26 protein-coding genes are annotated in these 24,155 nt (G+C 68.6%); 11 read left to right on the top strand and 15 right to left on the bottom strand.

The features are described 5' to 3' along the window. Positions 1–227: 227 nt before the first annotated feature. Positions 228–1,469 (bottom strand): tryptophan synthase subunit beta, encoded by a 1,242-nt coding sequence (gene trpB / locus IG75_RS0100935; RefSeq protein WP_030519197.1) that lies wholly within the window; start codon positions 1,467–1,469, stop codon positions 228–230. A 339-nt stretch (positions 1,470–1,808) separates the two neighbouring features. Here trpB and IG75_RS0100930 point away from each other — a divergent pair, with 339 nt between their 5' ends. The 4 genes from IG75_RS0100930 to IG75_RS0100910 all read left to right on the top strand — a co-directional run bounded on the left by IG75_RS0100930 (position 1,809) and on the right by IG75_RS0100910 (position 6,019). Further along, positions 1,809–3,179 carry an NAD-dependent succinate-semialdehyde dehydrogenase gene (locus tag IG75_RS0100930; RefSeq protein WP_081876705.1) on the top strand — a complete coding sequence of 457 codons (1,371 nt, stop codon included), beginning with the start codon at positions 1,809–1,811 and terminating at the stop codon, positions 3,177–3,179. Then, positions 3,176–4,237, top strand: a complete 1,062-nt coding sequence (locus IG75_RS0100925) for a tartrate dehydrogenase (RefSeq protein ID WP_030519195.1) — start codon at positions 3,176–3,178, stop codon at positions 4,235–4,237. The genes IG75_RS0100930 and IG75_RS0100925 overlap by 4 nt, the downstream gene beginning before the upstream one ends. Before the next feature lie 157 nt (positions 4,238–4,394). After that, positions 4,395–4,601 carry a hypothetical protein gene (locus tag IG75_RS0100920; RefSeq protein ID WP_030519194.1) on the top strand — a complete coding sequence of 69 codons (207 nt, stop codon included), beginning with the start codon at positions 4,395–4,397 and terminating at the stop codon, positions 4,599–4,601. Positions 4,602–5,053: 452 nt separating this feature from the next. After that, positions 5,054–6,019: a glycerate kinase family protein gene (locus IG75_RS0100910; protein WP_030519193.1), complete on the top strand. Its 966-nt coding sequence runs from the start codon at positions 5,054–5,056 to the stop codon at positions 6,017–6,019. Between the two features lie 146 nt (positions 6,020–6,165). Here the strand turns inward: IG75_RS0100910 and IG75_RS0100905 are convergent, their stop codons facing one another. Beyond that, on the bottom strand, positions 6,166–6,633 hold the full coding sequence (locus IG75_RS0100905) for a PPOX class F420-dependent oxidoreductase (RefSeq protein ID WP_030519192.1): 468 nt from the start codon (positions 6,631–6,633) through the stop codon (positions 6,166–6,168). A 753-nt stretch (positions 6,634–7,386) separates the two neighbouring features. Between IG75_RS0100905 and IG75_RS0100900 the strand changes: the two genes are divergently transcribed. The 4 genes from IG75_RS0100900 to IG75_RS38835 are packed head-to-tail and all read left to right on the top strand — an operon-like array spanning position 7,387 to position 9,607. After that, complete coding sequence (locus IG75_RS0100900; RefSeq protein WP_030519191.1) at positions 7,387–7,716, top strand: membrane protein; 330 nt, start codon at positions 7,387–7,389, stop codon at positions 7,714–7,716. 7 nt (positions 7,717–7,723) lie between these two features. Next, a complete protein-coding gene (locus IG75_RS0100895; protein ID WP_030519190.1) occupies positions 7,724–9,184 on the top strand; it encodes an aminotransferase class I/II-fold pyridoxal phosphate-dependent enzyme in 1,461 nt (486 codons plus the stop codon). A gap of 60 nt (positions 9,185–9,244) precedes the next feature. Continuing rightward, entirely contained in the window at positions 9,245–9,379 is a 135-nt protein-coding gene (locus tag IG75_RS40565; RefSeq protein WP_281181592.1) for a hypothetical protein, read from the top strand. 42 nt (positions 9,380–9,421) lie between these two features. Then, on the top strand, positions 9,422–9,607 hold the full coding sequence (locus tag IG75_RS38835; protein WP_063045257.1) for a hypothetical protein: 186 nt from the start codon (positions 9,422–9,424) through the stop codon (positions 9,605–9,607). 247 nt (positions 9,608–9,854) lie between these two features. Here IG75_RS38835 and IG75_RS35895 read toward each other — a convergent pair whose 3' ends face one another. Continuing rightward, a complete protein-coding gene (locus IG75_RS35895; RefSeq protein ID WP_156511109.1) occupies positions 9,855–11,375 on the bottom strand; it encodes a serine/threonine-protein kinase in 1,521 nt (506 codons plus the stop codon). 65 nt (positions 11,376–11,440) lie between these two features. Then, entirely contained in the window at positions 11,441–12,142 is a 702-nt protein-coding gene (locus IG75_RS0100875) for a methionyl-tRNA formyltransferase (RefSeq protein WP_210436749.1), read from the bottom strand. A 275-nt stretch (positions 12,143–12,417) separates the two neighbouring features. On the opposite strand from IG75_RS0100875, the gene IG75_RS0100870 reads away from it, so the two are divergent. Further along, positions 12,418–13,236: an APH(3'') family aminoglycoside O-phosphotransferase gene (locus tag IG75_RS0100870; protein ID WP_051714056.1), complete on the top strand. Its 819-nt coding sequence runs from the start codon at positions 12,418–12,420 to the stop codon at positions 13,234–13,236. 52 nt (positions 13,237–13,288) lie between these two features. On the opposite strand, the gene IG75_RS0100865 is transcribed toward IG75_RS0100870, so the two are convergent. After that, positions 13,289–14,095 carry an aminoglycoside 3'-phosphotransferase gene (locus IG75_RS0100865; RefSeq protein WP_030519186.1) on the bottom strand — a complete coding sequence of 269 codons (807 nt, stop codon included), beginning with the start codon at positions 14,093–14,095 and terminating at the stop codon, positions 13,289–13,291. 236 nt (positions 14,096–14,331) lie between these two features. Between IG75_RS0100865 and IG75_RS0100860 the strand changes: the two genes are divergently transcribed. Both IG75_RS0100860 and IG75_RS0100855 read left to right on the top strand, forming a co-directional pair. Continuing rightward, positions 14,332–15,222: an IclR family transcriptional regulator gene (locus IG75_RS0100860; RefSeq protein WP_081876556.1), complete on the top strand. Its 891-nt coding sequence runs from the start codon at positions 14,332–14,334 to the stop codon at positions 15,220–15,222. Next, positions 15,219–16,001, top strand: coding sequence for an IclR family transcriptional regulator (locus IG75_RS0100855; RefSeq protein WP_030519184.1), 783 nt, complete (start codon positions 15,219–15,221; stop codon positions 15,999–16,001). The genes IG75_RS0100860 and IG75_RS0100855 overlap by 4 nt, the downstream gene beginning before the upstream one ends. A gap of 14 nt (positions 16,002–16,015) precedes the next feature. On the opposite strand, the gene IG75_RS0100850 is transcribed toward IG75_RS0100855, so the two are convergent. Genes IG75_RS0100850 through IG75_RS0100805 form a run of 10 tightly spaced genes read right to left on the bottom strand, consistent with a single transcriptional unit; the run spans position 16,016 to position 24,095 of the window. Beyond that, entirely contained in the window at positions 16,016–16,756 is a 741-nt protein-coding gene (locus IG75_RS0100850; protein WP_030519183.1) for an SDR family oxidoreductase, read from the bottom strand. Between the two features lie 32 nt (positions 16,757–16,788). After that, positions 16,789–18,510: an IlvD/Edd family dehydratase gene (locus IG75_RS0100845; RefSeq protein ID WP_030519182.1), complete on the bottom strand. Its 1,722-nt coding sequence runs from the start codon at positions 18,508–18,510 to the stop codon at positions 16,789–16,791. Continuing rightward, positions 18,500–19,399, bottom strand: coding sequence for a beta-keto acid cleavage family enzyme (locus IG75_RS0100840; protein WP_030519181.1), 900 nt, complete (start codon positions 19,397–19,399; stop codon positions 18,500–18,502). The genes IG75_RS0100845 and IG75_RS0100840 overlap by 11 nt, the downstream gene beginning before the upstream one ends. Further along, positions 19,396–20,025, bottom strand: coding sequence for a DAK2 domain-containing protein (locus IG75_RS40030; protein ID WP_030519180.1), 630 nt, complete (start codon positions 20,023–20,025; stop codon positions 19,396–19,398). The genes IG75_RS0100840 and IG75_RS40030 overlap by 4 nt, the downstream gene beginning before the upstream one ends. 32 nt (positions 20,026–20,057) lie before the next feature. After that, positions 20,058–21,056, bottom strand: coding sequence for a dihydroxyacetone kinase subunit DhaK (locus tag IG75_RS40025; RefSeq protein ID WP_030519179.1), 999 nt, complete (start codon positions 21,054–21,056; stop codon positions 20,058–20,060). Then, positions 21,053–21,487: a hypothetical protein gene (locus IG75_RS0100825; RefSeq protein ID WP_030519178.1), complete on the bottom strand. Its 435-nt coding sequence runs from the start codon at positions 21,485–21,487 to the stop codon at positions 21,053–21,055. Before IG75_RS0100825 ends, IG75_RS40025 begins: the two co-directional genes overlap by 4 nt. Further along, positions 21,487–21,915: a hypothetical protein gene (locus IG75_RS0100820; RefSeq protein ID WP_156058543.1), complete on the bottom strand. Its 429-nt coding sequence runs from the start codon at positions 21,913–21,915 to the stop codon at positions 21,487–21,489. The genes IG75_RS0100825 and IG75_RS0100820 overlap by 1 nt, the downstream gene beginning before the upstream one ends. Further along, on the bottom strand, positions 21,912–22,802 hold the full coding sequence (locus tag IG75_RS0100815) for a 3-keto-5-aminohexanoate cleavage protein (protein WP_030519176.1): 891 nt from the start codon (positions 22,800–22,802) through the stop codon (positions 21,912–21,914). The genes IG75_RS0100820 and IG75_RS0100815 overlap by 4 nt, the downstream gene beginning before the upstream one ends. Beyond that, on the bottom strand, positions 22,795–23,550 hold the full coding sequence (locus tag IG75_RS0100810) for an SDR family NAD(P)-dependent oxidoreductase (RefSeq protein WP_030519175.1): 756 nt from the start codon (positions 23,548–23,550) through the stop codon (positions 22,795–22,797). The genes IG75_RS0100815 and IG75_RS0100810 overlap by 8 nt, the downstream gene beginning before the upstream one ends. Continuing rightward, positions 23,547–24,095: a VOC family protein gene (locus IG75_RS0100805; RefSeq protein ID WP_030519174.1), complete on the bottom strand. Its 549-nt coding sequence runs from the start codon at positions 24,093–24,095 to the stop codon at positions 23,547–23,549. The genes IG75_RS0100810 and IG75_RS0100805 overlap by 4 nt, the downstream gene beginning before the upstream one ends. Positions 24,096–24,155 lie beyond the last annotated feature (60 nt).

Raw genomic sequence — 24,155 nt, 5'->3', positions numbered from 1 at the left:
TTGTCCGGCGTACGTCAGAACAGACGAGTGAGCGGCGCTCGGCTCATCGGTGACGCGCCAGTGTTTCTTACGGCTGTGCAGAGATCAATCGCTTTTCGGGCGGCCGTATTCCCGGTCACAGCCCGATTGCCCAGGTCGCGACGCCCCGCTCACGACCACTCCGCATGCCGGTATGAGTGAGGTCACGCGAGCCCGCGCGGCGTATCGGAGAAGGGGCTGTCGGAAAGTCAGCAGAGCCCCAGGTGCTGGGCCGCGATCTCGAGGTCCTTGTCGCCGCGCCCGGACAGACACAGCAGGACCACCGACCCGGCCGCCAGTTCACCGCGCTCGGCCAGCTCGAGCAGACAACCCACCGCGTGCGCGGATTCCAGGGCGGGAATGATGCCCTCGCTGTGCGCGAGGGCCTCCATCCCGCGCAGCGCGAGAGCATCGTCGACCGGGACGGCGGTCAGGCGGCCGCTGTCCTCGAGATGGCTGAGTTCCGGGCCCACACCCGGATAGTCCAGACCCGCGGCGACACTGTGCGTCCCGGCGATCTGGCCGTCATCGTCCTGTAGCAGGTAGCTGAAGGTGCCGTCGATCTCGCCGGGACTGCCGGCGGTCAGCGATGCCGCGTGCGCGCCGGTCTCCATTCCGCGCCCGGCGGCCTCCGCACCGAGCAACCGCACTCCCGGATCGGCCACGAAGGGACGGAAGGCGCCGAGGGCATTGCTGCCGCCGCCGACACAGGCGATGACGTAGTCGGGTAACCGGCCCTCGGCGGTCAGGATCTGGGACCGTGCCTCCGCCCCGATCGGTTGCTGGAAATCGCGCACGATCCGTGGGTAGGGGGCGGGCCCGGCCGCGCTGCCCAGCAGGTAGTGGGTGGTGTCCACCTGCGACACCCAGTCGCGGACCGATTCGGTGATCGCCTCCTTGATCCGCCGGTTCCCGGTGTCCACCGCCCGCACCTCGGCGCCGAGCAGCCGCATCCGGATCACATTCGCCCGCTGCCGTTCCATATCGACGGCGCCCATATAGATGGTGCAGCTCAAACCGAGCATCGCACCCACGGTCGCGACAGCCACTCCGTGCTGTCCCGCACCGGTTTCGGCAACGATGCGGCGTTTGCCCATGCGCCGGGCCAGCAACCCCTGCCCGAGCGCGTTGTTGATCTTGTGTGACCCGGTGTGGGCCATATCCTCCCGTTTGAGATAGACCGTCGGCGCCGGCGTACCCAGCCGCGCCGCGAACCGCGGCACCCGGTGCAGCAGGGTGGGCCGGCCGACCCGGCTGCGCAGCAGGCCGGTCAGTTCCCGGACGAACGCCGGATCGGCGCGGGCGGCATCGTATGCGCGCTCCAGGTCGAGCAGGGCGGCCATAAGACCCTCGGGGACGTATCTGCCGCCGAATCTACCGAATCGGCCGCGCTCATCCGGGAAATCCCCGGGCCGTAAGGTATTTCGCGCGACCTCGTGATCGACGACCATCCAGCACTCACATTCCCTGTTCCCGACTCCGCCACGGAAATTCTGTACGCCGGGCGCAAGCACCGGGTCACCTCTCGGCAACGGAGTAGTTAACAGTACTAAAGGGTTGGATTGTCGCCGCGGCGCCGCGTCACGCGCAATCGGAGCCTTCCCCACCACGAGAACTCGCCTCTATTGTAGGATTGTCGACAATCCGGCCAGGCTCGACCGGCCGCCGTCAGGGAGGAGCGTCCCACCGTGCTCACGGAAGCCACACTCACCGCCGCCGAACGGGAAGCCGTCGAGTCGGTACCCACCGGCCTCTTCATCGACGGCCGCACCCGCGAGACCGCGAAGACCATGCCCGTCCTGGATCCGGCGACCGGACAGCGGCTGCGCGAGGTCGCCGACGCCACCCCCGAGGACGGTCTGGCCGCACTGGACGCCGCCGCGGCCGCGCAGGCCGGCTGGGCGCGCACCGCGCCCCGTGAGCGCAGCGAGATCCTCATGCGCGCCCATCGGCTACTGCTCGACGACGCCGACCGCCTCGCCCTGATCGCGACACTCGAAATGGGTAAACCGCTCGCGGAAGCCCGCGGCGAGATCACCTACGCCGCGGAGTTCTTCCGCTGGTTCGCCGAAGAGGCCGTGCGCCTCGACGGCGGATACATGCCCGCGCCCGGCGGCGGCTCCCGGTTCCTGGTCACCAGGCAGCCCGTCGGGCCGAGCCTGCTCATCACCCCCTGGAACTTCCCGATGGCCATGGGCGCCCGCAAGATCGGCCCCGCCCTCGCCGCCGGCTGCACCAGCGTGGTCAAACCCGCCGAACAGACCCCGCTGTGCACCCTGGCGCTGGCGCGGATCCTGCACGAGGCCGGGGTGCCGGCCGGGGTGGTGAACGTGGTGACCACCTCGGACCCGGGCGCCCTCATGACACCGCTCATCCACGACCCGCGCTCGCGCAAGCTGTCCTTCACCGGCTCGACCGCGGTGGGCAAGAGACTGCTCGAGCAGTGCGCGCGCACCGTCATGCGGACCTCCATGGAACTGGGCGGCAACGCACCGTTCCTCGTCTTCGACGACGCCGACCTGGACGCGGCGGTCGACGGGGCGATAGCGGCGAAGATGCGCAATATCGGGCAGGCGTGCACCGCGGCGAACCGGTTCCTCGTCCAGCGCGGGGTGGCCGCCGAATTCGCAGAGCGGCTGGCCGCGCGCATGGGCGAACTGCCGCTGGGCCGCGGCACCGAACCCGGGGTCGTCGTGGGCCCGCTGATCGATGCCGACGCGGTGACCAAGGTGACCGAATTGGTCGCCGACGCCCGGGCACGCGGCGCCCGCGTCCTGCTGGGCGGTGACCCGCTCGACGGTCCGGGGAACTTCTACCCCGCCACCGTCCTGGTGGATGTTCCCGACGCGGCGCAGATCTGCCATACCGAGGTGTTCGGTCCGGTCGCGAGTATCGCGACCTTCGACACCGAGGACGAGGCCATCGCCCGCGCCAACGACACCCCGTACGGTCTGGTGAGCTATGTCTACACCGAAGGTCTGCGGCGCGGGCTGCGGATCAGCGAAGCGCTCGACACCGGAATGGTCGGCCTGAACCAGGGTGTCGTATCCAATCCGGCCGCGCCGTTCGGCGGGGTGAAAGAATCCGGTCTCGGCCGCGAGGGCGGCCTGGTCGGCATCGACGAATTCCTCGAGATCAAATACATCGGAGTGCCACTGTGAATTCCTATCGGATCGCGACGATCCCGGGCGACGGTATCGGCGTCGACGTGACCGCCGAGGCGACGAAAGTTCTCGACCGGGTGCTGCCCGGTATCGAATGGACCGAATTCGACTGGTCCTGCGAGAACTATCTGCGCACCGGTGCGATGATGCCCGCCGACGGACCGGAGCGGCTCGCCGGATTCGACGCGATCCTGCTCGGCGCCGTCGGTTTCCCCGGGGTGCCCGACCACATCTCGCTGTGGGGGCTGCTCATCCCGCTGCGCCGCGCCTTCGGCCAGTACGTCAACCTGCGCCCGGTGCGGTTGCTGCCCGGCACCACCTCGGCGCTGCGCGACCGCACCGCCGCCGATCTGGACCTGCTCATCGTGCGCGAGAACTCCGAGGGTGAGTACTCCGAGATCGGCGGCCGGCACAATCCCGGCCGAGCGGACGAATTCGTCCTGCAGGAATCCGTTTTCACCCGGGTGGGCTGCGAACGGATCATCCGGTACGCCTTCGACCGGGCCACCGAACGCGCGGGCCGCGTCTGCTCGGCCACGAAATCGAACGGGCTCATCCACTCCATGCCCTATTGGGACGAGATCTTCGAACGGATCGCCGCGGAATACCCGGCCGTGCAGACCCGGCAGATGCACGTCGACGCGCTGGCCGCCGAGATCGTGCTGCATCCCGACCGGCTCGATGTGATCGTCGGCTCCAACCTCTTCGGCGATATCCTCTCCGATCTCGCCGCCGCCGTCACCGGCGGACTGGGACTGGCGCCCTCGGGCAATATCAACCCCGCCCGGGACGCGCCGTCGATGTTCGAGGCGGTGCACGGTAGCGCGCCCGATATCGCGGGTCAGGGCATCGCCAACCCGGTGGCGCAGATCCTGGCGGGCGCCATGCTGCTCGATCATCTGGGCGAGCACGTCGCGGCGGCGGCGGTCGACCGGGCGGTCACCGATGTCCTCGGCAACGGCGGACCGCGCACTCCCGATCTCGGTGGCACGGCCACCACCACCGAGGTCGGTACCGAAATCGCCAACCGGGCGTCGGCGCTGCTGCACGCCTGAGCGGACGGCCGGGCCGGCGCCGTCCACACCGGCCCGGCCCGGCCGGACTGCCCTGTCCCCGCGACCGAAGGTTCCAGCTTTTCAGCGGCCGGTCGGGGGGTGTGGGAAACGACGCGCCGAGTGGAAAAAGCGCATAATTGAAAACAGAAAGGTCGTCATGCGAGCGATACAGGGCCTGCTCAATTCGGTGCTGGGGATCGTAACGGCCGTGCTCGGCACGGTGGTCGGCTTGCTCGCGGCCGTGGTGTGGATCCTCGGTGCGGTGTTGTGCGCGACGATCCTCCTGATTCCATTGGGGCTTCCCGTCATCAAGCTCGGCAAGCGTCTGTTCGGCCTTGCTCGACAGCTGATGCATCTCCCCTGACGCACCGCGCCCAGGTGCACTCCGCAGATAGTGCTGTCCGCGGCGTCCATGGTGCGCGCCGACCGGGCGAGCAACGGTTGCGCCTCAGGAGGTGCCGGAGGTGGGCGTAGCCGGCACAGCGCCACCGCGACCCGAAGAGGCGCGGACCCGAGCGCCAGGGCCCAGAGCGGCATCCCGGAACGGCGGGCACACACGCGGTGCCCTCGGTGCCCGATAGAGTCGGTCGCCATGAGCGTGTGCACGGTGCCGACCGGCCGGAGGAGGCAGCCGCCACCCAGCGGCGCAACCGGTACGGGGCGGCCGGAAATCCGCGGGGTTCGGTGCCGTTTACCGGGAAGTTCGGGTGGCGTGATGCGGACCTGCAAATTCCCGGCGGTCTTCGGGAATCCGGTTGCCGATCCGGCGCGGCCCGAATGGGCGCGGGGGTCGGTGGCGATCGGCGGGCGCGCGGCGTGACGATCCTGGTCTGTCCCGACAGTTTCAAAGGCACCTACACCGCCGCCGAGGTCGCCGACGCGATCGCCGGCGGCGCCGAGGGAACAGGCGCGACCGCGGTGCGCTTCCCGGTCGCCGACGGCGGTGAAGGCACCCTCGCCGCCCTCACCGGGCCGCTGGGGCTCCACCCGGTCACGGTCGCGGCACGCAACCCGTGGGGTGTCCCCGGCGAGGCCACCTTCGGGCTGTCCGACGACGGCGTCGCGGTGATCGAGATCGCGGCGGCCAGCGGTGTCACCACCCCGCATACCGGTCCGCGTGATCCGGTCGCCGCGAACACCTACGGCACGGGCATGCTCGTCGCGGCGGCGGTGCGGCGCGGAGCGTGGCGGATCGTGGTCGCCGCGGGCGGATCGGCCACCACCGACGGGGGCATGGGAGCGATCGCGGCCATCGAGGACGCCGGCGGTCTCGGCGGGGCCGCGATCACCGTGCTGACCGATGTCACCACCCGCTATGTGGACGCCGCCCGGGTGTTCGGACCGCAGAAGGGAGCCGACCCGGCCACCGTCGAACTGCTGACCCGGCGGCTCGCCGACACCGCGCGCACCCTGCCCCGCGATCCGTCCGGCGTGGACGCGACCGGGGCGGCCGGGGGATTCTCCGGCGGCATGTGGGCACAGTACGGAGCCGAATTGCGCTCCGGCGCGGAGTACGTGCTCGACAGCGCGGGGTTCGACGCCCTTGCCGCGCAGGCGAGCACCATCGTCGTCGGCGAAGGGCGGCTCGACGGGCAGACCCGGGCCGGCAAGATCATCTCGGCGATTCTCGGGCGGGCCGGCGACACCCCGGTGTACGCGGTGGTGGGCTCGGTCGGTGACGATCTGGGTGACTACCGGTCCCGTTTCGCCGAGGTCATCGTGGCCTCCGATACCGAGGCCATGCGGGCGGCCGGGCGGCGGATCGGTACCGCCGCGCCCTGACGGCGAGGACGAACCCAAGCCGGCCGCGGAGTCCCGCCGTCTGCATCCCGATCGCCATCCGGCTCACCCGGGACGGCTCGATATCGACGCCCTGCACACGCCGTCGACGACGGAATGGGCGGAGGTCACCGGCCCCGGACCAGCGGTCAGCCGGCGGTATCGACCTCCGGCGGAAAGCCGCCCGTGGCGATCGGCCCCCAGCCTTCGATATCGATGCGGATGAGCGATTTGCCCTGGCGCGCCATCGCGGCCCGGTATTCGTCCCAGTCCGGGTGCTCACCGGCGATACCGCGGTAGTAGTCGACCAGACCGTCGAGCGCCTCGGGCATATCGAGTATCTCGGCCCGGCCGTCCACCTGCACATAGGCGTCGTCGAACTCGTCGGAGAGGACACAGATCGACACCTGCGGTTCGCGGCGGATATTGCGGGTCTTGGCCCGGCTCGGGTAGGTGGATACGACGACGCGGCCCTGCGGATCCAGCCCACAGGTCACCGGCGACATCTGGGGGCGGCCGTCGGCGCGGGTGGTGACCAGCACGCCGTGATGGCGCGAACCCAGGAACGCCAGCAGGTCGGCCTTGTCGACGATGGTGGTGGTCGCGATACGCGGCATGGAGACCTCTCTGGACGGATCGGTACTCGGGCGGGCGGGGGACGCTTGCAGCATATTGACCTCCTCCAGGCCCTAGAGGACCGGGCATGCGCGCTACGGTTCCGGGTCACCCGTCGGGGTCACGACGTCGACCGTCGCCCGGGCAGCGGTGCACCCGGCATCACGTCCATCGTCGGCCGAGGCCGCAGCACATCACCGAGGGATCACCGAACGGGGCAGGCCGGGCCGCGTGAATTGCCGTTCCCTGCGCTGATTCGCCCCGCCCGCGGCGGGTATCGCGGTCAAGCGGCCGGATACCGCCTCGCGCCACCGGCCCCGGCACCCGCGACAGGAGCACGATCATCATGCGCGCCACCGATCCACAGCGTCCCTTTCCGGAACCGCATCCGGCGCCGGATCCCGAGCCCACGCCCCCGCTGCCCGCTCCCCCGCCCGAACCGCGGCCCCGGGAGCCGCAACCGCCGGTTCCCGGCCCCGCGCCGGAACCGCAACCGCCCATCCCGGGCCCGCCTCCGGAGCCACAGCCGCCCGTCCCGGGCCCGTCACCGGAGCCGCGGCCGGTACCACCCGAACCCGGGCCCGTACCGGGGCCGGCCCCGGATCGCCCACCCCTCCCGGACCCCGGGCATCCGGTCCCGCCGGCCCCTTTCCCGCCCGGGCGAATCGGACAGGACCGGCCCCCACTGGTGATTCAACCGCCGCCGAGCGGGTATTCGGGGCAACGTCCCTGGTCGCAGGCTCGACAGGAAGGACATGACCATGGTCGCCGGACACAACGATCCCAATAAGAGTCACCCCGCAAGTGAGCATCGTTTCCCCGACGACGCACGGACGACCCGTTCGCACGCCGGAGAAACCATCGAGGACCGACGCAACTGGCCGGGCATCATCCTCGGCGCCATCGGCATCGTCCTGGTGGCGTTGACCCTCACCGCCGCCGGTTACGGCTTCGCCGGCTGGGCGGTCATCGCCGGAATCATCGGCGTGATCTGCCTGATCGCCGGCGGGCTGATCGTGGTCGCCGAACATCGGCGCATCAAGATCAAAGAAGGCGCGACCCTGCGTGAGCCACGTGGCCACTGACCGCCGCCTGGACCACTCACGTGCGCCGTTGCTCGACGCGCTCGGCGAATATCAGCGGCTGGGCCGCTACGGCTTCACACCGCCCGGCCATCGCCAGAGCCGCGGGGTGGACGAACGGGTGGCAGCGATCATCGGCGCGGACGCGTTCCGCGCCGATGTGCTGGCCGCGCCCGGCATCGACGACCGCCTGTCCCGCGGCGGCTATCTGTCCCGGGCCGAGGAATTGATGGCCGACGCCGTGGGCGCGGATCACACCTTCTTCGCCACATGCGGCAGCTCGCTGTCGGTGAAGGCGGCCATGATGGCCGTCGCGGGCGGTAACGAGAACGGTTTGCTGGTGGCCCGCGACAGCCACAAATCGATCGTGGCCGGGCTGATCTTCTCGGGTGTGCTGCCGCGCTGGATCACCCCACGCTGGGATGCCGAACGCCACCTGTCCCATCCGCCCTCACCGGAACAGGTCCGTGCGGCGTGGGAGAAATACCCCGAGGCGGCGGGGGCGCTCATCGTCAGTCCCAGCCCGTACGGGACCTGCGCCGATATCGCGGGGATCGCCCGGGTGTGCCATGAGCGCGGCAAACCGCTCATCGTGGACGAAGCCTGGGGCGCGCATCTGCCGTTCCACCCGGACCTGCCGACCTGGGCGATGGACGTGGGCGCCGATATCTGTGTGGTGAGCGTGCACAAGATGGGCGGCGGGTTCGAACAGAGCTCGGTCTTCCACGTGCAGGGCGACCTGGTCGACCCGGTCCGCCTGCGCCACTGCGTCGACCTGCTCATGACCACGAGCCCGAATGTGCTGATCTACTCGGCACTGGATGGATGGCGCCGCCAGATGGTCGAGCGCGGCCACGATCTGCTCGATGCCGCGCTGCGCACCGCGCACCGCACCCGGAACGAGCTGAACAGTATCCCCGGCATCCAGGTCATGGAGAACGAGCTGCTCGGCGCGGAGGCCTCACACGACCTGGACCGGCTCCAGGTGCTGCTGGATGTCTCCGGGACCGGCGCCACCGGCTACGACGCCGAGGAGTGGCTGCGCCGGGAACGATTGATCGATATGGGGATGAGCGATCACCGGCGGACCCTCGCGACCATGTCCTACGCCGACGACGACGAAACGGCCGACATGCTCATCGAGGCGATCGGCGAGTGGCGGGCCCAGCTGACCGACGCGAATTCCCCGCACGACCTCTACCTACCCTCACCGCACGAACTGCAGCTGGACACCGCGATACTGCCCCGCGACGCGTTCTTCGGCGCCACCGAGATGGTGCCCGTGGCGGAGGCGGCGGGCCGGGTCGCGGCCGAACAGCTCACGCCCTATCCACCCGGTATATCCGTGGTGGTGCCCGGGGAACGCCTCGACCAGGGCGTGCTGGACTATCTGCGCACCGGTCACGAGATCGGACTGAACATCCCGGATGCGACGGACCCCGAGCTGAAAACGGTCCGCGTCGTGACATGAGCGCACCACCCCGGGACGACGCGGTGGTTGAAGTCGCCGGACGCGGGTAGGCGCGAAGGTATGGAACTACTCGTCATCCTCGCGATCGCGATACTGGTCGCCGTGGTGGTCGGGTTCCGGTGGTTGAAGGGGCAGGGTCCGAGCACCCGTGACGCTCCGGACAACGAAGGCAACCCGCACCGCGACGACAGGTGACCCGTGGGGCTCCGAAATCGCGCCACGATATACCCGGCCCCGGTGACGCCGAAGCGGGGCACCTCACTCGGCGACGCCGAACCCGCCGCCGAGTGGGGCGCCGAGGTCGGGGGCCGGTGGGCGGGTGATCGGATTCGGTTGCGCTTCGCCGCCGGCTGTGTAGAAGCTCAGCAACTGGGCGAGCACTTCCCCGTCGTCGAGGCGGCGGGAGTGGGGGAGCAGGCGTGAGGTGGCGTCGTCGCTCGGACGGTGTCGATGCTGTCTTTGGACGCTTGCCTTTACCGCCGGCGGTCGGGCTCGGTGCTGTAGCGGGCGGCGGGATGCCAGCGCATCATCGGCAGTACCGGTGATTCCGTCGGCACGGTTACCGCGCAGATCCCACCCGGGTGGTCATGGGAGCGATCCGGCGGGCAATCGACAAATCCGTCGCAACCGATCAGCCGTTCGGGACGGGAACAATCACCTCATCGCCGGGTCAGATAGGCGCGGACGCCCACCAAACACGTAGAAGCTGGTCGGCTGTCCAGCCGGAGGCGTTCACACTGAGTTGGCAACCGGATCGGTCCGGTCGGTCGAAGGTGACGTCCAAGGTGGCCGCCGGAGGTTGCGTCTCGAGATCGGAGGCGCGCAGGGTGCCGGTAGCCGACCAACGCTGCCAGGTGTTCTCGAGTCGCGCCACCGGGGCCGCGGGCGAGCCGTCGCGCGAGCATTCGATGATGAAGTGCAACCCGTCATCGTTGCAGTAGATCCGGTAGGTGCTTCGATCCTTGATCGCGGGGAGGGTGAAGCCCGACGCAGACGGGAGGTCACACGTCGACCTCCGATAGCCGACTCCATCCGGTGTGACAGGGACGAGACCCGGGAACTTGTCGGCGATGAACTGTTGAGCGCCCCATGGAGGCGGCGCGGGTGTCGATGATTCCGATGGCGCTGTCGAGGCCTCGCTGGTGCGGTCATCGGCGGTATGCGCGGTCCACGCAAGGAGGCCGATCGCCAGGACAGCGACGGCAAGCGCGGCAATACCCCATCGCCATGCGGAGGGTGCTCGTCCTGGTCGGCTGTCGGGTGCGGCGGGGTGGTTGATTTCGGTAGGTGCCACCCTCTCGGAATTGGTTGCAGCGGAGCAGATCTTGGCGGATTGCCTCGATGGAACCGTGTGGTCGTGGGCTGCCCGGGATGCGGCGGCGAGGTCGCGGCAGGTGGGGTAGCGGTCGTTGCGGTTCTTGGCCATTGCTGTGGTGATGATGTCGTCGAACGGGGCGAGTCCGGGATCGATGGCCGAGGGGCGGGGCGGGGGTTGGGTGAGGTGGGCATGGATGGCTGCCAGTGGTGTCGCGCCGAGAAACGGTGGAGCGCCGGTGAGCATGGTGTACAGGCTGGCGCCGAGTGCGTACACATCGGTGCGGGCATCGATGTCTGTGCCCTCGATCTGTTCGGGTGCGATGTAGGCGGGCGTACCCATCACAGTGCCGGTACTGGTCAGCGCTACCGAGTCCGCCAACGTGCGCGCGATTCCGAAATCGGTGACCAGAACGTATTCGTCGCCGTCGTCGTCCACGGTGTCGGCGATCAGCAGGTTGGCCGGTTTGACATCGCGGTGTAGCAACCCTTTGGCGTGTGCGTGATCCAGGCCCCGCGCGGCTTCCCGTACGATATGCACTGACCGCGGCCCAGACAATCGCCCGCCGTCTCGGTGGATCAGGCGGGCTGCATCGGTGCCTTCGATGTATTGCATCGCGATCCACAGCCGGTCGCCCTCGATACCGCGGTCGTAGACTGCGACGATATTGCGATGGGTCAAACGCGCGGCGAGCTCGGCCTCGCGGTGGAACCGCTCGGTCAGCTTGGGATCCGAAACCGAGCTGGCATCAGCGATTTTCACCGCGTCCCAGCGAGGCAGTCGCGGATGTCTGGCCAGGTACACCGCTGCCATGCCGCCGGCGCCCAGCAATCGCTCGATCCGGTAGCCGGCGAAGATGGTGCCCTGTTCCAACACCACCACACACTAACCAGTATTCACACGGATCGCTCTCGCTACGCTCTTCGCAGGATATCCGGCGTTCAGGGGCATTTCAGCACGACTCGACCGTGCGTGAGGTAGATCAGATCGGTGATCCAGAGCGATTGATCTGCACAGTTCACGCGCAGCCCGTCAGCGGGCGTCGAGCTTGTGCGTAGGACGGAGATCTGTCGACCGTTGACTTCGGCAACCGGACCTGGAGGATCGTAAACCCCGAACCGTCTCGCACGAACCTGGTTGTGCACTTCGCCGGCGTTCCGTGACCAGTCGATGGTCGACAGTTCGGAATCGATCGGTCCTTCGTAGGTCGCGTACTCTTCGTCCTGCGGCACTCCTGGAATACCGGCAGCCGCCTTGTTCACTGCGGTCGGGACAAGCTCATGCGTTATGTGGTCCAGCTCCTCGATCAGCGCGTCGGCGGCTCGGTCGTCCATCTCGTCCACCAGATCGATACCGGTCCGCTGCGCCATGATGGGGCCCGAGTCGAATCGGTCATCCATCCAGTGGATCGTCACCCCGATCTCTCGCCCGCCCATCAACAGCGCCCAATGCACCGGCATCGGGCCTCTATGGCGCGGAAGGATGGAGGTATGGATATTCAGTACAATCTCGGCTGCCGCGGCGGCTTCGGATGCCGCGACGCAGGCGACCGGGATGTGACCGGCCGAGTGACAGGCATCGGCGAGGAGCTCGAGTCCTTCGGCCCGCGTCGATGCGAGCACAACACGCAACTGCCCTGACACAATCAAGGCCTCTCCAGTGATGTAGTGGGCCCTGGAGCATTGGGAACCAACAGTATGCCGACCGGATCGAAGACGTTGCCGCACAAGGTAGTCGGACGGTGACACGCACCGGGCCGATCCGCAGTTCGTCTCCGATTCGTAGCTCGGCGCGAAATCGTCTGTAGGTCAAGTTGTTATCGCCGTCGGCAAATGCAGCGTAGCCGTGAGAGCAGCCCCGGTGACGCCTCCTGACGGCAGGCGTTCGTCGGCGGATGTGGGTGGTTAAAGTGGCCGGAATGAGCGTTGGCCACGACCCGCGAACGATTCTGGCCGGCGCGGGATACCGCATCGACGACTGGTCACCTGTCACCACCGGCGAGTCGGGCGCCACCGTCTTTCGCGACGCGGACGCCACCCGATACGCCAAATGCGTGTCGGCGGCGGAGGCCGCCGCACTGAAGGCAGAGCACGACCGGGTGGCGTGGCTGGCCGACCAGGCCGTGCCGGGCCCACGGGTGCTCGACTGGCACTCCGGCGACGCGGGGGCACTGCTGGTGACCAGCGCCGTTCCCGGCGTTTCCGCGGATTGCCTATCGGCTGCGGACCTCCGCGCGGCCTGGGAACACATCACCGACGCGGTGCGCGGGCTGCACGAACTACCGGCGCGGCGGTGCCCGTTCGACCGCCGCCTGGACACGATGGTCACCGTGGCGCGTGATGTCGTCGGCCGCAATGCCGTGAACCCGGAGTTCCTTCCCGTCGAGCAGCAGCACACGCCGCCCGATGAACTGCTGGCCCGCCTCGAACCCGAGATCGCGCGGATGCGGGCCGAGGAGGCTGTGGACACGGTCGTCTGTCACGGAGACCTGTGTATGCCCAATATCGTCGTGGACCCGGGAACACTGGAGGTGTCCGGATTCATCGACCTGGGCCGTCTCGGGTCCGCCGATCGTTACGCCGATCTGGCGCTTCTGCTCGCCAACGCGCGCGAGACCTGGGAGAGCGAGGAGCAGGCGCTGGCCGCGGACAGACTGTTCGCGGCCGGCTACGGCCTCGTCCTGGACCATGACCGCTTGGATTTCTACCTTCACCTCGACCCCCTCACCTGGGGGTGAGGAAAGGCCGGACCGGACCGTAGCGATTTCACCGGTTTCGGCGCGGGAGTTTTCAGGCCATATCCCACAGCAGGCGGTAGTAATCGATGCGCTCGGGGTCCGGCGCGATCCCGTACGCCTCGTACAGGATCCCGTCGTATCCCGGGCCGTAATTCCACTCCGTACTCCATGCCGCGACCGCGAGGTCGGCCCACCGGTCGCCCACCCCCAGCGAGCCCAGATCCACATGCGCGGCGAACCCGCCGTCGTCGTGCAACAACATGTTCGGAACGCACGCGTCACCGTGACAGACTACGAGCCGGTCGACCGCGGGCGGGTCGCCGATCCGCGCCCGGGCTTCCGCGACGGTCAGATGCCGATACTCGGGCGACCGGTCGGCCTGTCCCTGCCCTTCGGCGATACGCTCGTCGGCGCGCACGAGCCGGGTCCCGACACTCCACTCGAACGGGCAGCGGTCGACGGGTAGGCGGTCGTGCAGCCGGCGCAACCCCACGCCGATCGCGGCCGCCGCCGTCGCCGGTTCCGCGACCCACCGCGGCTCCACCGCGGAACGTCCGGCGACTTCCGCCGTGACCAACCATGCGCCGTCGTCGTCGGCCCCGAGCTCGAGGACCCGGGGAACGGTCACCCACCGCTGCGCCCAGTCCAGCCGCTCCGCCTCGCCGCGCAGGTCGATCTCCGGTGTGCCCGCGGCAACCCATTTCGCATACCTGACCACCTCGCCTTCGAGACGAAACGTCAGACCCCCGAGCTCATTACGCCACACCGGGGTTATCGTGTCGGCACCGGCGAGCGCCTCGACCGCCTCGGGCACATCCACGGGACCGATCGGAATCTCAGCGATAACAGGACGGCTCATCGGACGATCGTCCCTTCCGCTCCCCGCAGGTGACAAATCAGCCGAACGGAATAGTGAGGCGGGCCCGCGACTCGGCAAGGGCCGTTGAGAGACCGCGAGGGTGGACCGCCGCTCACCGCTGCGTGGTTGTGCCGATCATCGGTACGACAGCATGGACCGTTCCGTATCCCGACCTCCATACTCGGCCGAAGCCGGGCGGCCGCGCGATGGTGTCGCGGCCGGGAAGGAAAAATACAGTGGCGCCACTGCAGACGGTTCAGAAGATCGGTCCGGTCCTGGACCTGTTCACCGCGTCACGCCCGGAATGGCGTCCCGCCGAGATAGCGGCGGCGATCGATGCTCCGCGATCGAGCGTGCACGCCTTGTTGTCGGCCTTGGTCGATACGGGGTTACTCCAGTGCCGGGCCCGCGGACGTTACCGCCTCGGCTGGCGCGTCGTGGAGCTGAGTGAAGCGCTGAGGGCAACTGTCGATGTTCGCTCGTGCGCCGAGCCGACTCTGCAGGAACTCGCACACAGGTACGGCGAGACCGCACATCTGGCTGTGCTCGAGCGTGACAAGGTCCTATATCTGGACAAAGTGCTCGGCAACCAGATGATCAACGTTTCGGGCGCCAGAGTCGGCGCCCGTCTCGAACCTCACTGCAGTGCGGTCGGGAAGGTGCTACTCGCGCAGCGCGAGGACAAGGAACTCACACGCCGCCTCACCGGCAGGCCGCTGCGGCGCCTGACCCCGTCGACGATCATCGACCCGGCTGCGCTGACCAGAGAACTCGCATCGGTCCGTCGTGCCGGATGCGCCTTCGACGCCGGCGAGGCAGTCGTCGAGGTCCACTGCGTGGCCGCACCGGTCCGCGATGAGATGGGTGTGGTGATCGCGGCGGTCAGTATCACCGTGCCGGCGAGTCGATTCGGGACGGCGCGACAAGAATTCACACACGCCGTCATCGCCGCCGGAAACCGGATTTCGAGGGCTGTCGCACACTCCACCGAGTCGGTGTGGACCGAACGCGACGACCCCACGATCGCCGCCGGGCCCGACTCGGTGTCCTCCGGGTCGGGTACGCATCGACAGGTGGCGCGCGCGACTCGACAGCACGGCCCGGGCTTCGCCAGAATATTCGAATGAGTCCCGTTCATCGGGCCGATGGCGAGATATCCTCGATCGGCCGCACCACCGAGATACTGAAGACGTTCCGGGACAGCACCGGCGTCCTCAGCGCGGCGGCGCTGGTGCGACGCACGGGAATGGCGAAGACGACGGTGCACCGGATGCTCGACGACCTCGTACGCGTCGGACTGCTCGAACGCGAGGGCAAGGACTACCGGCTCGGTCTGCTGCTGTTCGAGATCGGTGAGTCGGTGCCGCGCCAGCGCGGCCTGCGCGAGGCCGCTCGGCGGCACCTGTCGGCATTGCGGGAAGCGACGAGACACAACGTCGGGCTCTGTGTGCTCGACGGATTCGACGTCGTGTACCTCGACGTGTTCCGCGACGACGACGGCCCGCGGCTGCCGCAGCAGATCGGCGGCCGCTGGCCCGCGCACGCGAGTTGCTCGGGGAAGGCGATCCTGGCGTACGCCGATGGGACGACGCCGCGACCCGAGACGCTGAAGGCCTGCACCGACAACACCATCACCGATATCGGCGAACTGGAGCGCGAACTCGAGCAGGTCCGCCGTCGTGGTGTGGCCTTCGACCGCCAGGAAGCGATCCGGGGCATTGTCGGGGTCGCCGCGCCCATCTTCGGTCCGGGTGACGTGGTCCTGGGCGCGGTTTCGTCGTCGGGGGTGGCCGGCCGGATCAACCTCACCCGTATCGACGCCGCGGTCCGTACCACCGCGGTGTCGATCTCCCGGGATCTGTCACGCGCCCAGTCCGTCGTCCGTCCGGTGCTGCGGCGTCACTGACGCCGTACCGCCGTTCAGCCCCGGCCGGCGAACGGCATCCGGTTGGCCATGATCGTCATGAACGGCACCGTCACGTCGAGCGGCAGCTCGGCCAGCCGGACGACTGCGTCCGCCACATACCTCGGATCGAAGGTCGGCTCGGCGCGGTGGCTCCCGTCGGGCTGCCGCGCCGATACCCCGACCCCCTCGGTCATGGCGGTGGCCGCGTTGCCGATGTCGATCTGGGTGCAGCAGATGTCGTAGTCGCGTCCGTCGAGCGCGATCGACTTCGTCAGACCCGTCACCCCGTGTTTGGTGGCGGTGTAGGCGGCGCTGGCCGGCCGCGGTGTGTGCGCCGACAGCGAGCCGTTGTTGACGATCCGCCCACCCCGGGGTGTCTGCGCCTTCATCATCCGCATCGCCTCCCGAGCGCACAGGAAGGTCCCGGTGAGATTGGCCGCGACGGTCCGCTCCCAGTCGGCCGGGTCGATCTCGTCGGCACTGCCGGCCGGCCCGAAAATTCCGGCGTTGTTGATCAGCACGTCGACCCGGCCATAATCGCCGGCCACTCGCGCGAACAGGTCCCGCACCGATTCGACGGACGATACATCGGCCGGGATCACGGTGCTTCGTTCGTATCCGCTCGCCGTCTCCTCCAGCGGCGCACGACTGCGTCCGGTCAGCACGACATGATGTCCGGCCTCGAGCAGCGCGTGAGCCATGGCGCGGCCCAATCCGGAGCCGGCCCCGGTGACGACGATGACGCGTTCGTTCACTGTGTGTGCTCCTGTTCGATGGTTGTCGGTGGTCAGTGGTTGTCGCCTCGCACGGCGGTGCCGCGTCTGCCGACGAGGAAGTCGAAGTCGACGCCGCGATCGGCCTGCAGAACATGGTCGACGAACAGCCGGCGGTAGCCGCTCGCCGGGGCATCGGTCGCGGGGGCGTGTAGTGCTTCGCGGCGGCGCAGTTCCGCGGCGTCGACGTGCAGCCGCAGGACCGAGCCCGGGATGTCGAGTTCGATGCGATCTCCGTCGCGGACCAGCGCCAGCGGTCCCCCGACGGCCGCTTCGGGCGCGACATGCAGGACGACCGTTCCGTAAGCGGTTCCGCTCATCCTGGCGTCGGAGATCCGCACCATATCGGTGACGCCACGTTCGAGCAGCCGGCGCGGCAACGGAAGGTTGCCCACCTCCGGCATACCGGGGGCGCCGATCGGCCCCACTCCGGTGAGCACGATGACATCGTCGGGTTCGATATCGAGATCCGGCGAATCCACCCGGGCACGGAAATCGTCCATGCCGTGGAACACCACGGCCCGGCCCGTGTGCCGCAGCAGGTGCCGGGACACGGCCGAAGTCTTGACGACCGCCCCGTTGGGGGCGAGATTGCCCGTCAACACGGTAATTCCGGCATCTTCCCGGAGCGGCGTAGCACGTCGGCGGATGACGTCGTCGTTCCAGATGGGCGCGGATGCCACGTTCTCGCCGAGCGTCCGGCCGGTCACGGTGCGGGCGTCGGTGTGCAACAGGTCCCCGAGTTCGGCGAGCACCGCGGGCAGGCCGCCGGCGTAGTAGAGGTCCTCCATCAGATAGCTGCCCGAGGGCATGAGGTTGACCAGAAGCGGGATATTGCGCGTCTGCTCGGCGAAGTCCGCCAGTTCCAATGGCAGTTCCAGGCGGCCGGCGAGTGCCAGCAGGTGAACCACCGCATTGGTGGACCCGCCGATCGCGGCGTTGACGCGGATCGCGTTCTCGAACGACTCACGGGTCACCACGGCGGACATCCGGAGGTCCTCCGCCACCATCTCGACGATCCGCACTCCGCTGTCGCGGGCGTGGACCCGCCGCCGGGAGTCGACCGCGGGGATCGCGGCATTGCCCGGCAGGGCGAGACCGAGGGCTTCCGCGATCGACGCCATCGTCGACGCGGTGCCCATGGTGTTGCAGTGACCGGGCGAGCGGGAGGTCGCCGATTCCGCGGCCCGGAAGGCACATTCGCTCATCGTTCCGGCGCGCACCGCCTCACTCATCGCGAATACCGAGGTGCCCGAGCCGATGACGCGGCCCTCGTGTCTGCCGCTGAGCATCGGGCCCCCGGACACCACGATTGTCGGGAGGTCGCAGCTCGCGGCGCCCATCAGCAGCGCCGGCGTGGTCTTGTCGCAGCCGCAGAGCAGGACGACCCCGTCGATCGGGTTGGCCCGGATGGATTCCTCGACATCCATGCTCACCAGGTTGCGGTAGAGCATCGTCGTCGGCCGGATGATCGTCTCACCGAGCGAGGTGACCGGGAACTCGACCGGGAAACCGCCCGCCTCGATCACGCCGAGTCGTACCTGCTCGGCCAGATCACGGAAGTGCGCGTTACACGGGGTCAGCTCCGACCAGGTGTTGCAGATACCGATCACCGGACGGCCGTCGAACATACGGTCCGGAATGCCTTGGTTCTTCATCCAGGACCGGTGGATGAAGGCATTGAGATCGTTGCCGGCGAACCACTCCTGGGACCGCAACAGGCGCTCAGTGTTCATCGGAGGGTCCTTTCAGTCCGAGGATCAGCCGGGCCTCGTCCGGACTCGCGGGTGTCAGACCCAGCCGTTCGACGATGCCGACGATGTGCTCGACGAACCGCACGTTCTCGGTGGGCTCCCCCGGCACCAGGCACGGGTTGTCCTCGATGCCGACGCGGACGTGCCCACCCAGCAACAGTGCGTGGGTGAGACCCCGCATCTGCTCGCTGCCACTGACGCTCACCGAGAACACCGAGTCCGCGGGCAGTACATCGACCATCTGTTGCAGGATCGCCGGGGTGTAGGGGAGTGCGTTCTGGAAGGTGCGGTCGAGACCGAGGACCATATTCACCAGGTGCGGGCCCGGTTCGCCGACCGTGAGCGTACTGATCTCCTGCAGCAGGTGGGAGGGACCGAACGCCTCCCATTCGGGTTTGATTCCACGGGCCCGCATGGCGGCGGCGAGTTCGGCGGCCCGGCTCGGCGGGGTGTCCATCAGGATCTCGCCGAACGGCGAGGAGACGTAGGCGGTGATCGCGTCGAGAGTGCAGGTGTCCGCGCCGCCACCGAGCCCGTCGAGACGCGCGGACCAGTCCACGACCCGGGTTCCGTCTTCACGGCTCCGCACCATGTCCCCGTTGACGCCACCACCGGTGGAGTTGTTGACCACGATGTCACAACGCTCCCGGACGAGGTCGTTGATGCGCCGGTAGATTGCCGCGTCACAGGTCGCCTCGTCGTCGGGACGGCGCGCGTGCAGTGCCGCCATCGACGCCCCGGCCGAGTGACACCGGGCGACGTCCGCGGCGATCTCCTCCGGTTGAGTGGGTACGTACGGGTGGTCGGCCTTGGTGAGGAAACCACCGGTCGGAGCCACCGTGACGATCACCTTGTCCCGCAATGTGGTCATGCGTTCGCTCCCGTCCATACCGCGGCCGCGAAGAACATCGCGATCGCGTGCGCACCCGGATCCACGACACCACGGGCGTGGTCGCCGACGTAGCTCGCCCGGCCGCGCAGGGCCGGCAACGCGCGGGTCGACTCGGCGCCCGCCACGGCGGCGTCACGCGCGGAAACCAGCGCCGCGGTGACATCGTCCGAGGTCGTAGCGGCGGCGAGCAGCGCCGCCGCGGCCGGCGCCATCGCGTCGACCATCGTCTTGTGCCCCACCTCCGCCTTACCGAGCCGTTGCACCGCGCGAGTGGCGGTATCGACCGCGGCGGCGAGGGGCGCGGCACCGACCGCGTCACCGCGGATATCGGCGATACGGCCGAACCACAGTCCGAGGAGCGGACCGCTCGTCCCCCCGGTTCCGAGAAAAGCGTCCGAGAGCCGGGTGAACACCTCACCGGGCCGGGCCGGTGGGTCGGCCTCGATTCCGGCCAGCGTGGCACGGACGGCCGAACGCAGATTGAGGCCGAAGTCGCCGTCTCCGATCAGCCGGTCCAGGTCGGTCAGCGCGTCGACCTGTGTTTCGACGTCCGAGGCGAACCTTGCGATCCAGTCACACGTCGAGTCGAGCCGCAGCGTGGTCATCCATACCTCCGAAATGCTCGTAGCGGTGCGGGTCACCATGTGAGTGCCGGTGTGCTGACCGGGTCGTTCCACAGGTCGACGAACTCGTCTGTCGCGCGCACGAGGGTGATCGACAGTCCGTGCATATCGAACGAGGTGACCAACGAGCCGGCGAGCAGGCGGGCGTACCCGATTCCCCGCTCGTCCAGCGCCCGGACGAGTTCCCTGGTGGCGATGGCGAGTTCCAGTTCGTGGGTGGCGCCGAGCCCGTTGACGATCGCGATCACCTCGTCACCGGGATCCACCCGCCCGCCGCCGATCAGTTGCTCGACGAGTTCGTCGACGAGTACCCCTACCGGCGCCGCCGGACGGGTGCCGCGGCCGCGCTCGCCGTGGATGCCGACACCGAACTCGATCTCGTCCGCGGCCAGATCGAACGACGGCCGGAGATGACCCGGCGGCGTGCCCGCGCGCAGCGCGACGCCGAGCGTGGACGACGCTGCCACCACCCTGCGGCCCAGATCCGCGACATCGGCCAGCGACCGGCCCCGTTCGGCCGCGGCGCCGCAGATCTTCTCCACCGCGACCACGCCCGCGGTACCCCGGCGGCCCGGACCACCGTCCGCGCCACCGACTGTGGCGAGATCGTCGTCCACGACGACGATCTCGGTGGTCACGGAACCGGTGAGCAACTCCGCCGCGATCGAGAAGTTCAGCATGTCGCCGGTGTAGTTCTTCACGATCAGCAGCGTGCCCTGACCGGTCTCGACAGCCTCGACCGCAGCGCGCACCTGCAGCGCGGTGGGGCTGGAGAACACCGCCCCCGGCACTGCCGCGTCGAGCATGCCGGCGCCGACGAACCGGGCGTGCAGCGGCTCGTGGCCGGCGCCACCGCCGGACACCAGGGCAACCTTCGGCCGAGGTCGCCCCGCTCGCATGACATATGCCGGATCGCGGTGGCAGACGAGTGTCCCCGGGTACAGCAACTGAAGGCCCTCGAGTGCCTCACGAGTGATGTTCTCGGGCTCGTTGATGAAGTGCCGACTGGTCATGGGTGCCCCCCGGATATGTCGTCACGTCCCACTGGGAGCCGTTGTGCGAACGCGCGAACTCCGTTGTGGACGGTGTCCCCCACTCGCAGTCCGGCCGCCCGGGCCGGACCGTTGACGTAGGAGAGGACGCCGTGGTGCCACATGTCCATCCCATTGCTGATCTCGGCGGATTCGTGGCCGACGGTCACGCCCGGGACCCCGGCCTCCCCCATCGCGACGACACCGGCGATACCGGCGTGGTCCTTGCCGATACCGGCATCGTTGAACACCGCGAGCGCGGGACCGATCTCGATGGCCAGCCGGCCCGACTCCTGACCGCCGTTGGACGCCGCGACGAGGATGCGGCCGGTGTCCTCGGTCTCCGCCTGGGACATGCTGTCCATGACGACGATCTGCCGGCCGTTCTCCGCGCCGATGATGCTGCGGAACATCAGGACTTGTTCCTTTCGATCAGGGCGAGGATCTGTGCGCGCAGTGACGCCCCCACGCGGACACCGTCCCGGCGCGCGACATCGTTGACGTAGCTGACGACACCGTGTTCCCACCCGTCGGTACCGTCCCCGATCCGGGCGCTGTCGTGCGATACCGCGATTCCCGCGATTGCCCGGTCGGCCACCGCGGCCAGTCCCGCGACGCCGGCCCGGTTCTTGCCGATGCCCGCGTCGTTGCACACCACGACCGCGACACCGAACGAGACGGCGTACTCGCCGGCGCTGGTACCGCCGTGCGACCCGGTGACGAGGATGTCGCCGCGGTGGCGCGGTCCGGCGAAGGCGATCGAGTCGGTGACCCAGACCCGCCCACCGGCGGCCCGGTACACGAGTCGCGGTTCGGTGCCTGCGATATCGACGGGCCTCACGCGGGTACTCCCAGCATTTCACGTGCCTGGTCGGGGGTGGCGGGCTCCCGGCCGTGCCGACGCGCCAGCTCGGCCACCCGGGCGACGAGTTCGGGAGTGGACGGGTAGCCGAGTTCGCCGTAGTGATGGTCTCCGGCGCCGATGGCGACGTGCCCGCCGCGGCGGATGGCCTCTTCGGCGGCTTCGAGCACATTGCCGCGGTAGGCGGAGACGATCCACTCGATCGAGAGATCTTCCGGCAGCAGATCCAGCTGCGCCCGCAAGCCCGCCGCGGTGGCCGGGTGCGCCGCGGGGAACGCGTCGCCGCCGAGGATGAACGCCACCGCCAGCGGCCCCGGCAACGGCCGGGATCTGGCGTGCGCGACGATGGCCCGGGTCCAGCTGACATTGAACGACGCCAGATACGGCGTCATCCCGAGTTCGCCGGCCCGGTCCAGCAGTTCGGCCTGGGTCCGGGTGTCGTTGAGGAACACTCGGTCGTCGGTGACGAATCGGCCCGACCCCGGATCGATCAGATCCATCGCCGCGAGGCCCATTTCGACGATCAGGAAGTCGGATCGGGTCTCCGGTCGTCCTTGATTCGGCGCGAGATTGGACAGTCGCCGGGGCACCGACCACCCCGGGACGTTGGCGGGCGCGGGTGCGAGCAGCAGGTCGGCCTCGGCACGGACCCTCTCGATGATCTCGGCGTAGGTCTGCGCCGAATGGTCCATTCCGCCGTCCGGGGTCCGTCCGTGGAAGTGCATCAGCGACGCTCCCGCGGCCCGGCTCGCGGCCGCGGTCGCGGCGATCTCGTCGGGTGTCCACGGGATATGCGGATTGGGGTCGCGCATCGTGTTCTCGTTGACGTGCACGCCGATGACGATCGGCTTCGAACCACTAGTCATTGCGGCCCCCTTTCCGCACTCGCCAGCCGGCACCGATCGACTGGCCGCCGTCGACCGTCCACGTCTGACCCGTGACGAATCCCGCTCTTGATCCGGCCAGGAACGTGATGACCTCGGCGATCTCTTCCGGTTCGGCATAGCGGCCCAATGGAATCGCCTTCAGAATCTCCTCTTTCGCGCCCTGGCCCTGTCCGGTGCGAGCCAGCGGGGTGAGGGTGGACCCCGGGGCGACACAGTTGACCCGGATATCGTCATCGGCGAGCTCGAAGGCGAGTTGGCCGGTCAGCGCGATCACCCCGCCCTTCGACGCCGAGTACGCCGCGCGATCCTGGCTGCCCCGCAGTCCGGAGACCGAGGAGATCGTCACCACCGAACCACCACCATCGGCGGCGAGCAGGTCGACGAAGGCGCGCACAACGGTGAACGTGGCGACCAGGTTGACCTCGAGCGTGCGCCGGAAGTCGTCGGGCGTGGTGTCCCGGACAGGATCATTGCGGGCGATGCCGGCGCTGGTCACCACGGCATCGACCTTTCCGAACCGGTCGGCGGTGGCCTCGACGAGTCGCACGATGTCACCCTCATCGGTGACATCGGTCTGCACGTCGAGCACCCCGTTCCGCGAATCCCGGGACCGGAGCGGTGTCCGGTCGGCCACCACCACGTTCCATCCGAGGTCGACGAACCGGTCGCATGTAGCTCGCCCGATCCCGGATGCCCCGCCGGTGACGACGGCCACCTGCGCCGTCATGAGCCGAGCACCGTTCGCATATCGCGGATCGGATCGCCGCCGTCCCAGCCGACAGCGGCGGCCGCGACGGCGCGGAAGAGTTCGCCTTTACGACCGCTCACCTCGGACAATTCGATGACGGTCCCGGGGAAGGGCCCCTCCTCGAAGTAGACGAACCGTTCGTCGGGGGCACCGCTTCCGGAGACACCGCTCTGCAATTCGGTCGCCCCACGTTCGCGGGCGGCGGCTCGGAGGCGATCGAAGTCGGTGGTCCAGTAGGCCACATGCTGCAGCCCTTCGAGGCCACGGTCGGTGAAATCCTTGAATGCGGACGGCTCGTCATTGCGCTGCTGGATCAGTTCGATCTGGGTGTCGCCGCTCTGCGCGAGGGCGACGCTGAATCGCGGCGACGCGAGCTGTCCGCGGAACCGGAAACCCGTCAGCGGTTGATCGTCGATGTAGAAGAACGGCCCCACGCCGATCACCTCTACCCAGTGCTTCATCGCACTGTCGATATCGTTCACCACGTAGCCCAGCTGTCGCAGCGGGCCGAAGTATCTGCTCATACTCACCTCGAATGTCGAACACCGCCGGACGCCGGGTCGGTGTGAAATCGTGTCGATGAT

Origin of the sequence: Nocardia rhamnosiphila NBRC 108938 (assembly GCF_000720425.1) — a bacterium.
In the GTDB taxonomy this organism is placed as follows: domain Bacteria; phylum Actinomycetota; class Actinomycetes; order Mycobacteriales; family Mycobacteriaceae; genus Nocardia; species Nocardia rhamnosiphila.
This window is presented reverse-complemented; position numbering and strand designations above follow the sequence as displayed.

What these genes read in the sequence shown, in the direction of transcription:
- trpB (WP_030519197.1), bottom strand. Translation starts at nt 1,469, where the DNA reads ATGGTCGTCGATCACGAGGTCGCGCGAAATACCTTACGGCCCGGGGAT.
- IG75_RS0100930 (WP_081876705.1), top strand. Translation starts at nt 1,809, where the DNA reads ATGCCCGTCCTGGATCCGGCGACCGGACAGCGGCTGCGCGAGGTCGCC.
- IG75_RS0100920 (WP_030519194.1), top strand. Translation starts at nt 4,395, where the DNA reads ATGCGAGCGATACAGGGCCTGCTCAATTCGGTGCTGGGGATCGTAACG.
- IG75_RS0100905 (WP_030519192.1), bottom strand. Translation starts at nt 6,633, where the DNA reads ATGCCGCGTATCGCGACCACCACCATCGTCGACAAGGCCGACCTGCTG.
- IG75_RS0100900 (WP_030519191.1), top strand. Translation starts at nt 7,387, where the DNA reads ATGACCATGGTCGCCGGACACAACGATCCCAATAAGAGTCACCCCGCA.
- IG75_RS40565 (WP_281181592.1), top strand. Translation starts at nt 9,245, where the DNA reads ATGGAACTACTCGTCATCCTCGCGATCGCGATACTGGTCGCCGTGGTG.
- IG75_RS0100870 (WP_051714056.1), top strand. Translation starts at nt 12,418, where the DNA reads ATGAGCGTTGGCCACGACCCGCGAACGATTCTGGCCGGCGCGGGATAC.
- IG75_RS0100865 (WP_030519186.1), bottom strand. Translation starts at nt 14,095, where the DNA reads ATGAGCCGTCCTGTTATCGCTGAGATTCCGATCGGTCCCGTGGATGTG.
- IG75_RS0100855 (WP_030519184.1), top strand. Translation starts at nt 15,219, where the DNA reads ATGAGTCCCGTTCATCGGGCCGATGGCGAGATATCCTCGATCGGCCGC.
- IG75_RS0100845 (WP_030519182.1), bottom strand. Translation starts at nt 18,510, where the DNA reads ATGAACACTGAGCGCCTGTTGCGGTCCCAGGAGTGGTTCGCCGGCAAC.
- IG75_RS0100840 (WP_030519181.1), bottom strand. Translation starts at nt 19,399, where the DNA reads ATGACCACATTGCGGGACAAGGTGATCGTCACGGTGGCTCCGACCGGT.
- IG75_RS40030 (WP_030519180.1), bottom strand. Translation starts at nt 20,025, where the DNA reads ATGACCACGCTGCGGCTCGACTCGACGTGTGACTGGATCGCAAGGTTC.
- IG75_RS40025 (WP_030519179.1), bottom strand. Translation starts at nt 21,056, where the DNA reads ATGACCAGTCGGCACTTCATCAACGAGCCCGAGAACATCACTCGTGAG.
- IG75_RS0100825 (WP_030519178.1), bottom strand. Translation starts at nt 21,487, where the DNA reads ATGTTCCGCAGCATCATCGGCGCGGAGAACGGCCGGCAGATCGTCGTC.
- IG75_RS0100815 (WP_030519176.1), bottom strand. Translation starts at nt 22,802, where the DNA reads ATGACTAGTGGTTCGAAGCCGATCGTCATCGGCGTGCACGTCAACGAG.
- IG75_RS0100810 (WP_030519175.1), bottom strand. Translation starts at nt 23,550, where the DNA reads ATGACGGCGCAGGTGGCCGTCGTCACCGGCGGGGCATCCGGGATCGGG.
- IG75_RS0100805 (WP_030519174.1), bottom strand. Translation starts at nt 24,095, where the DNA reads ATGAGCAGATACTTCGGCCCGCTGCGACAGCTGGGCTACGTGGTGAAC.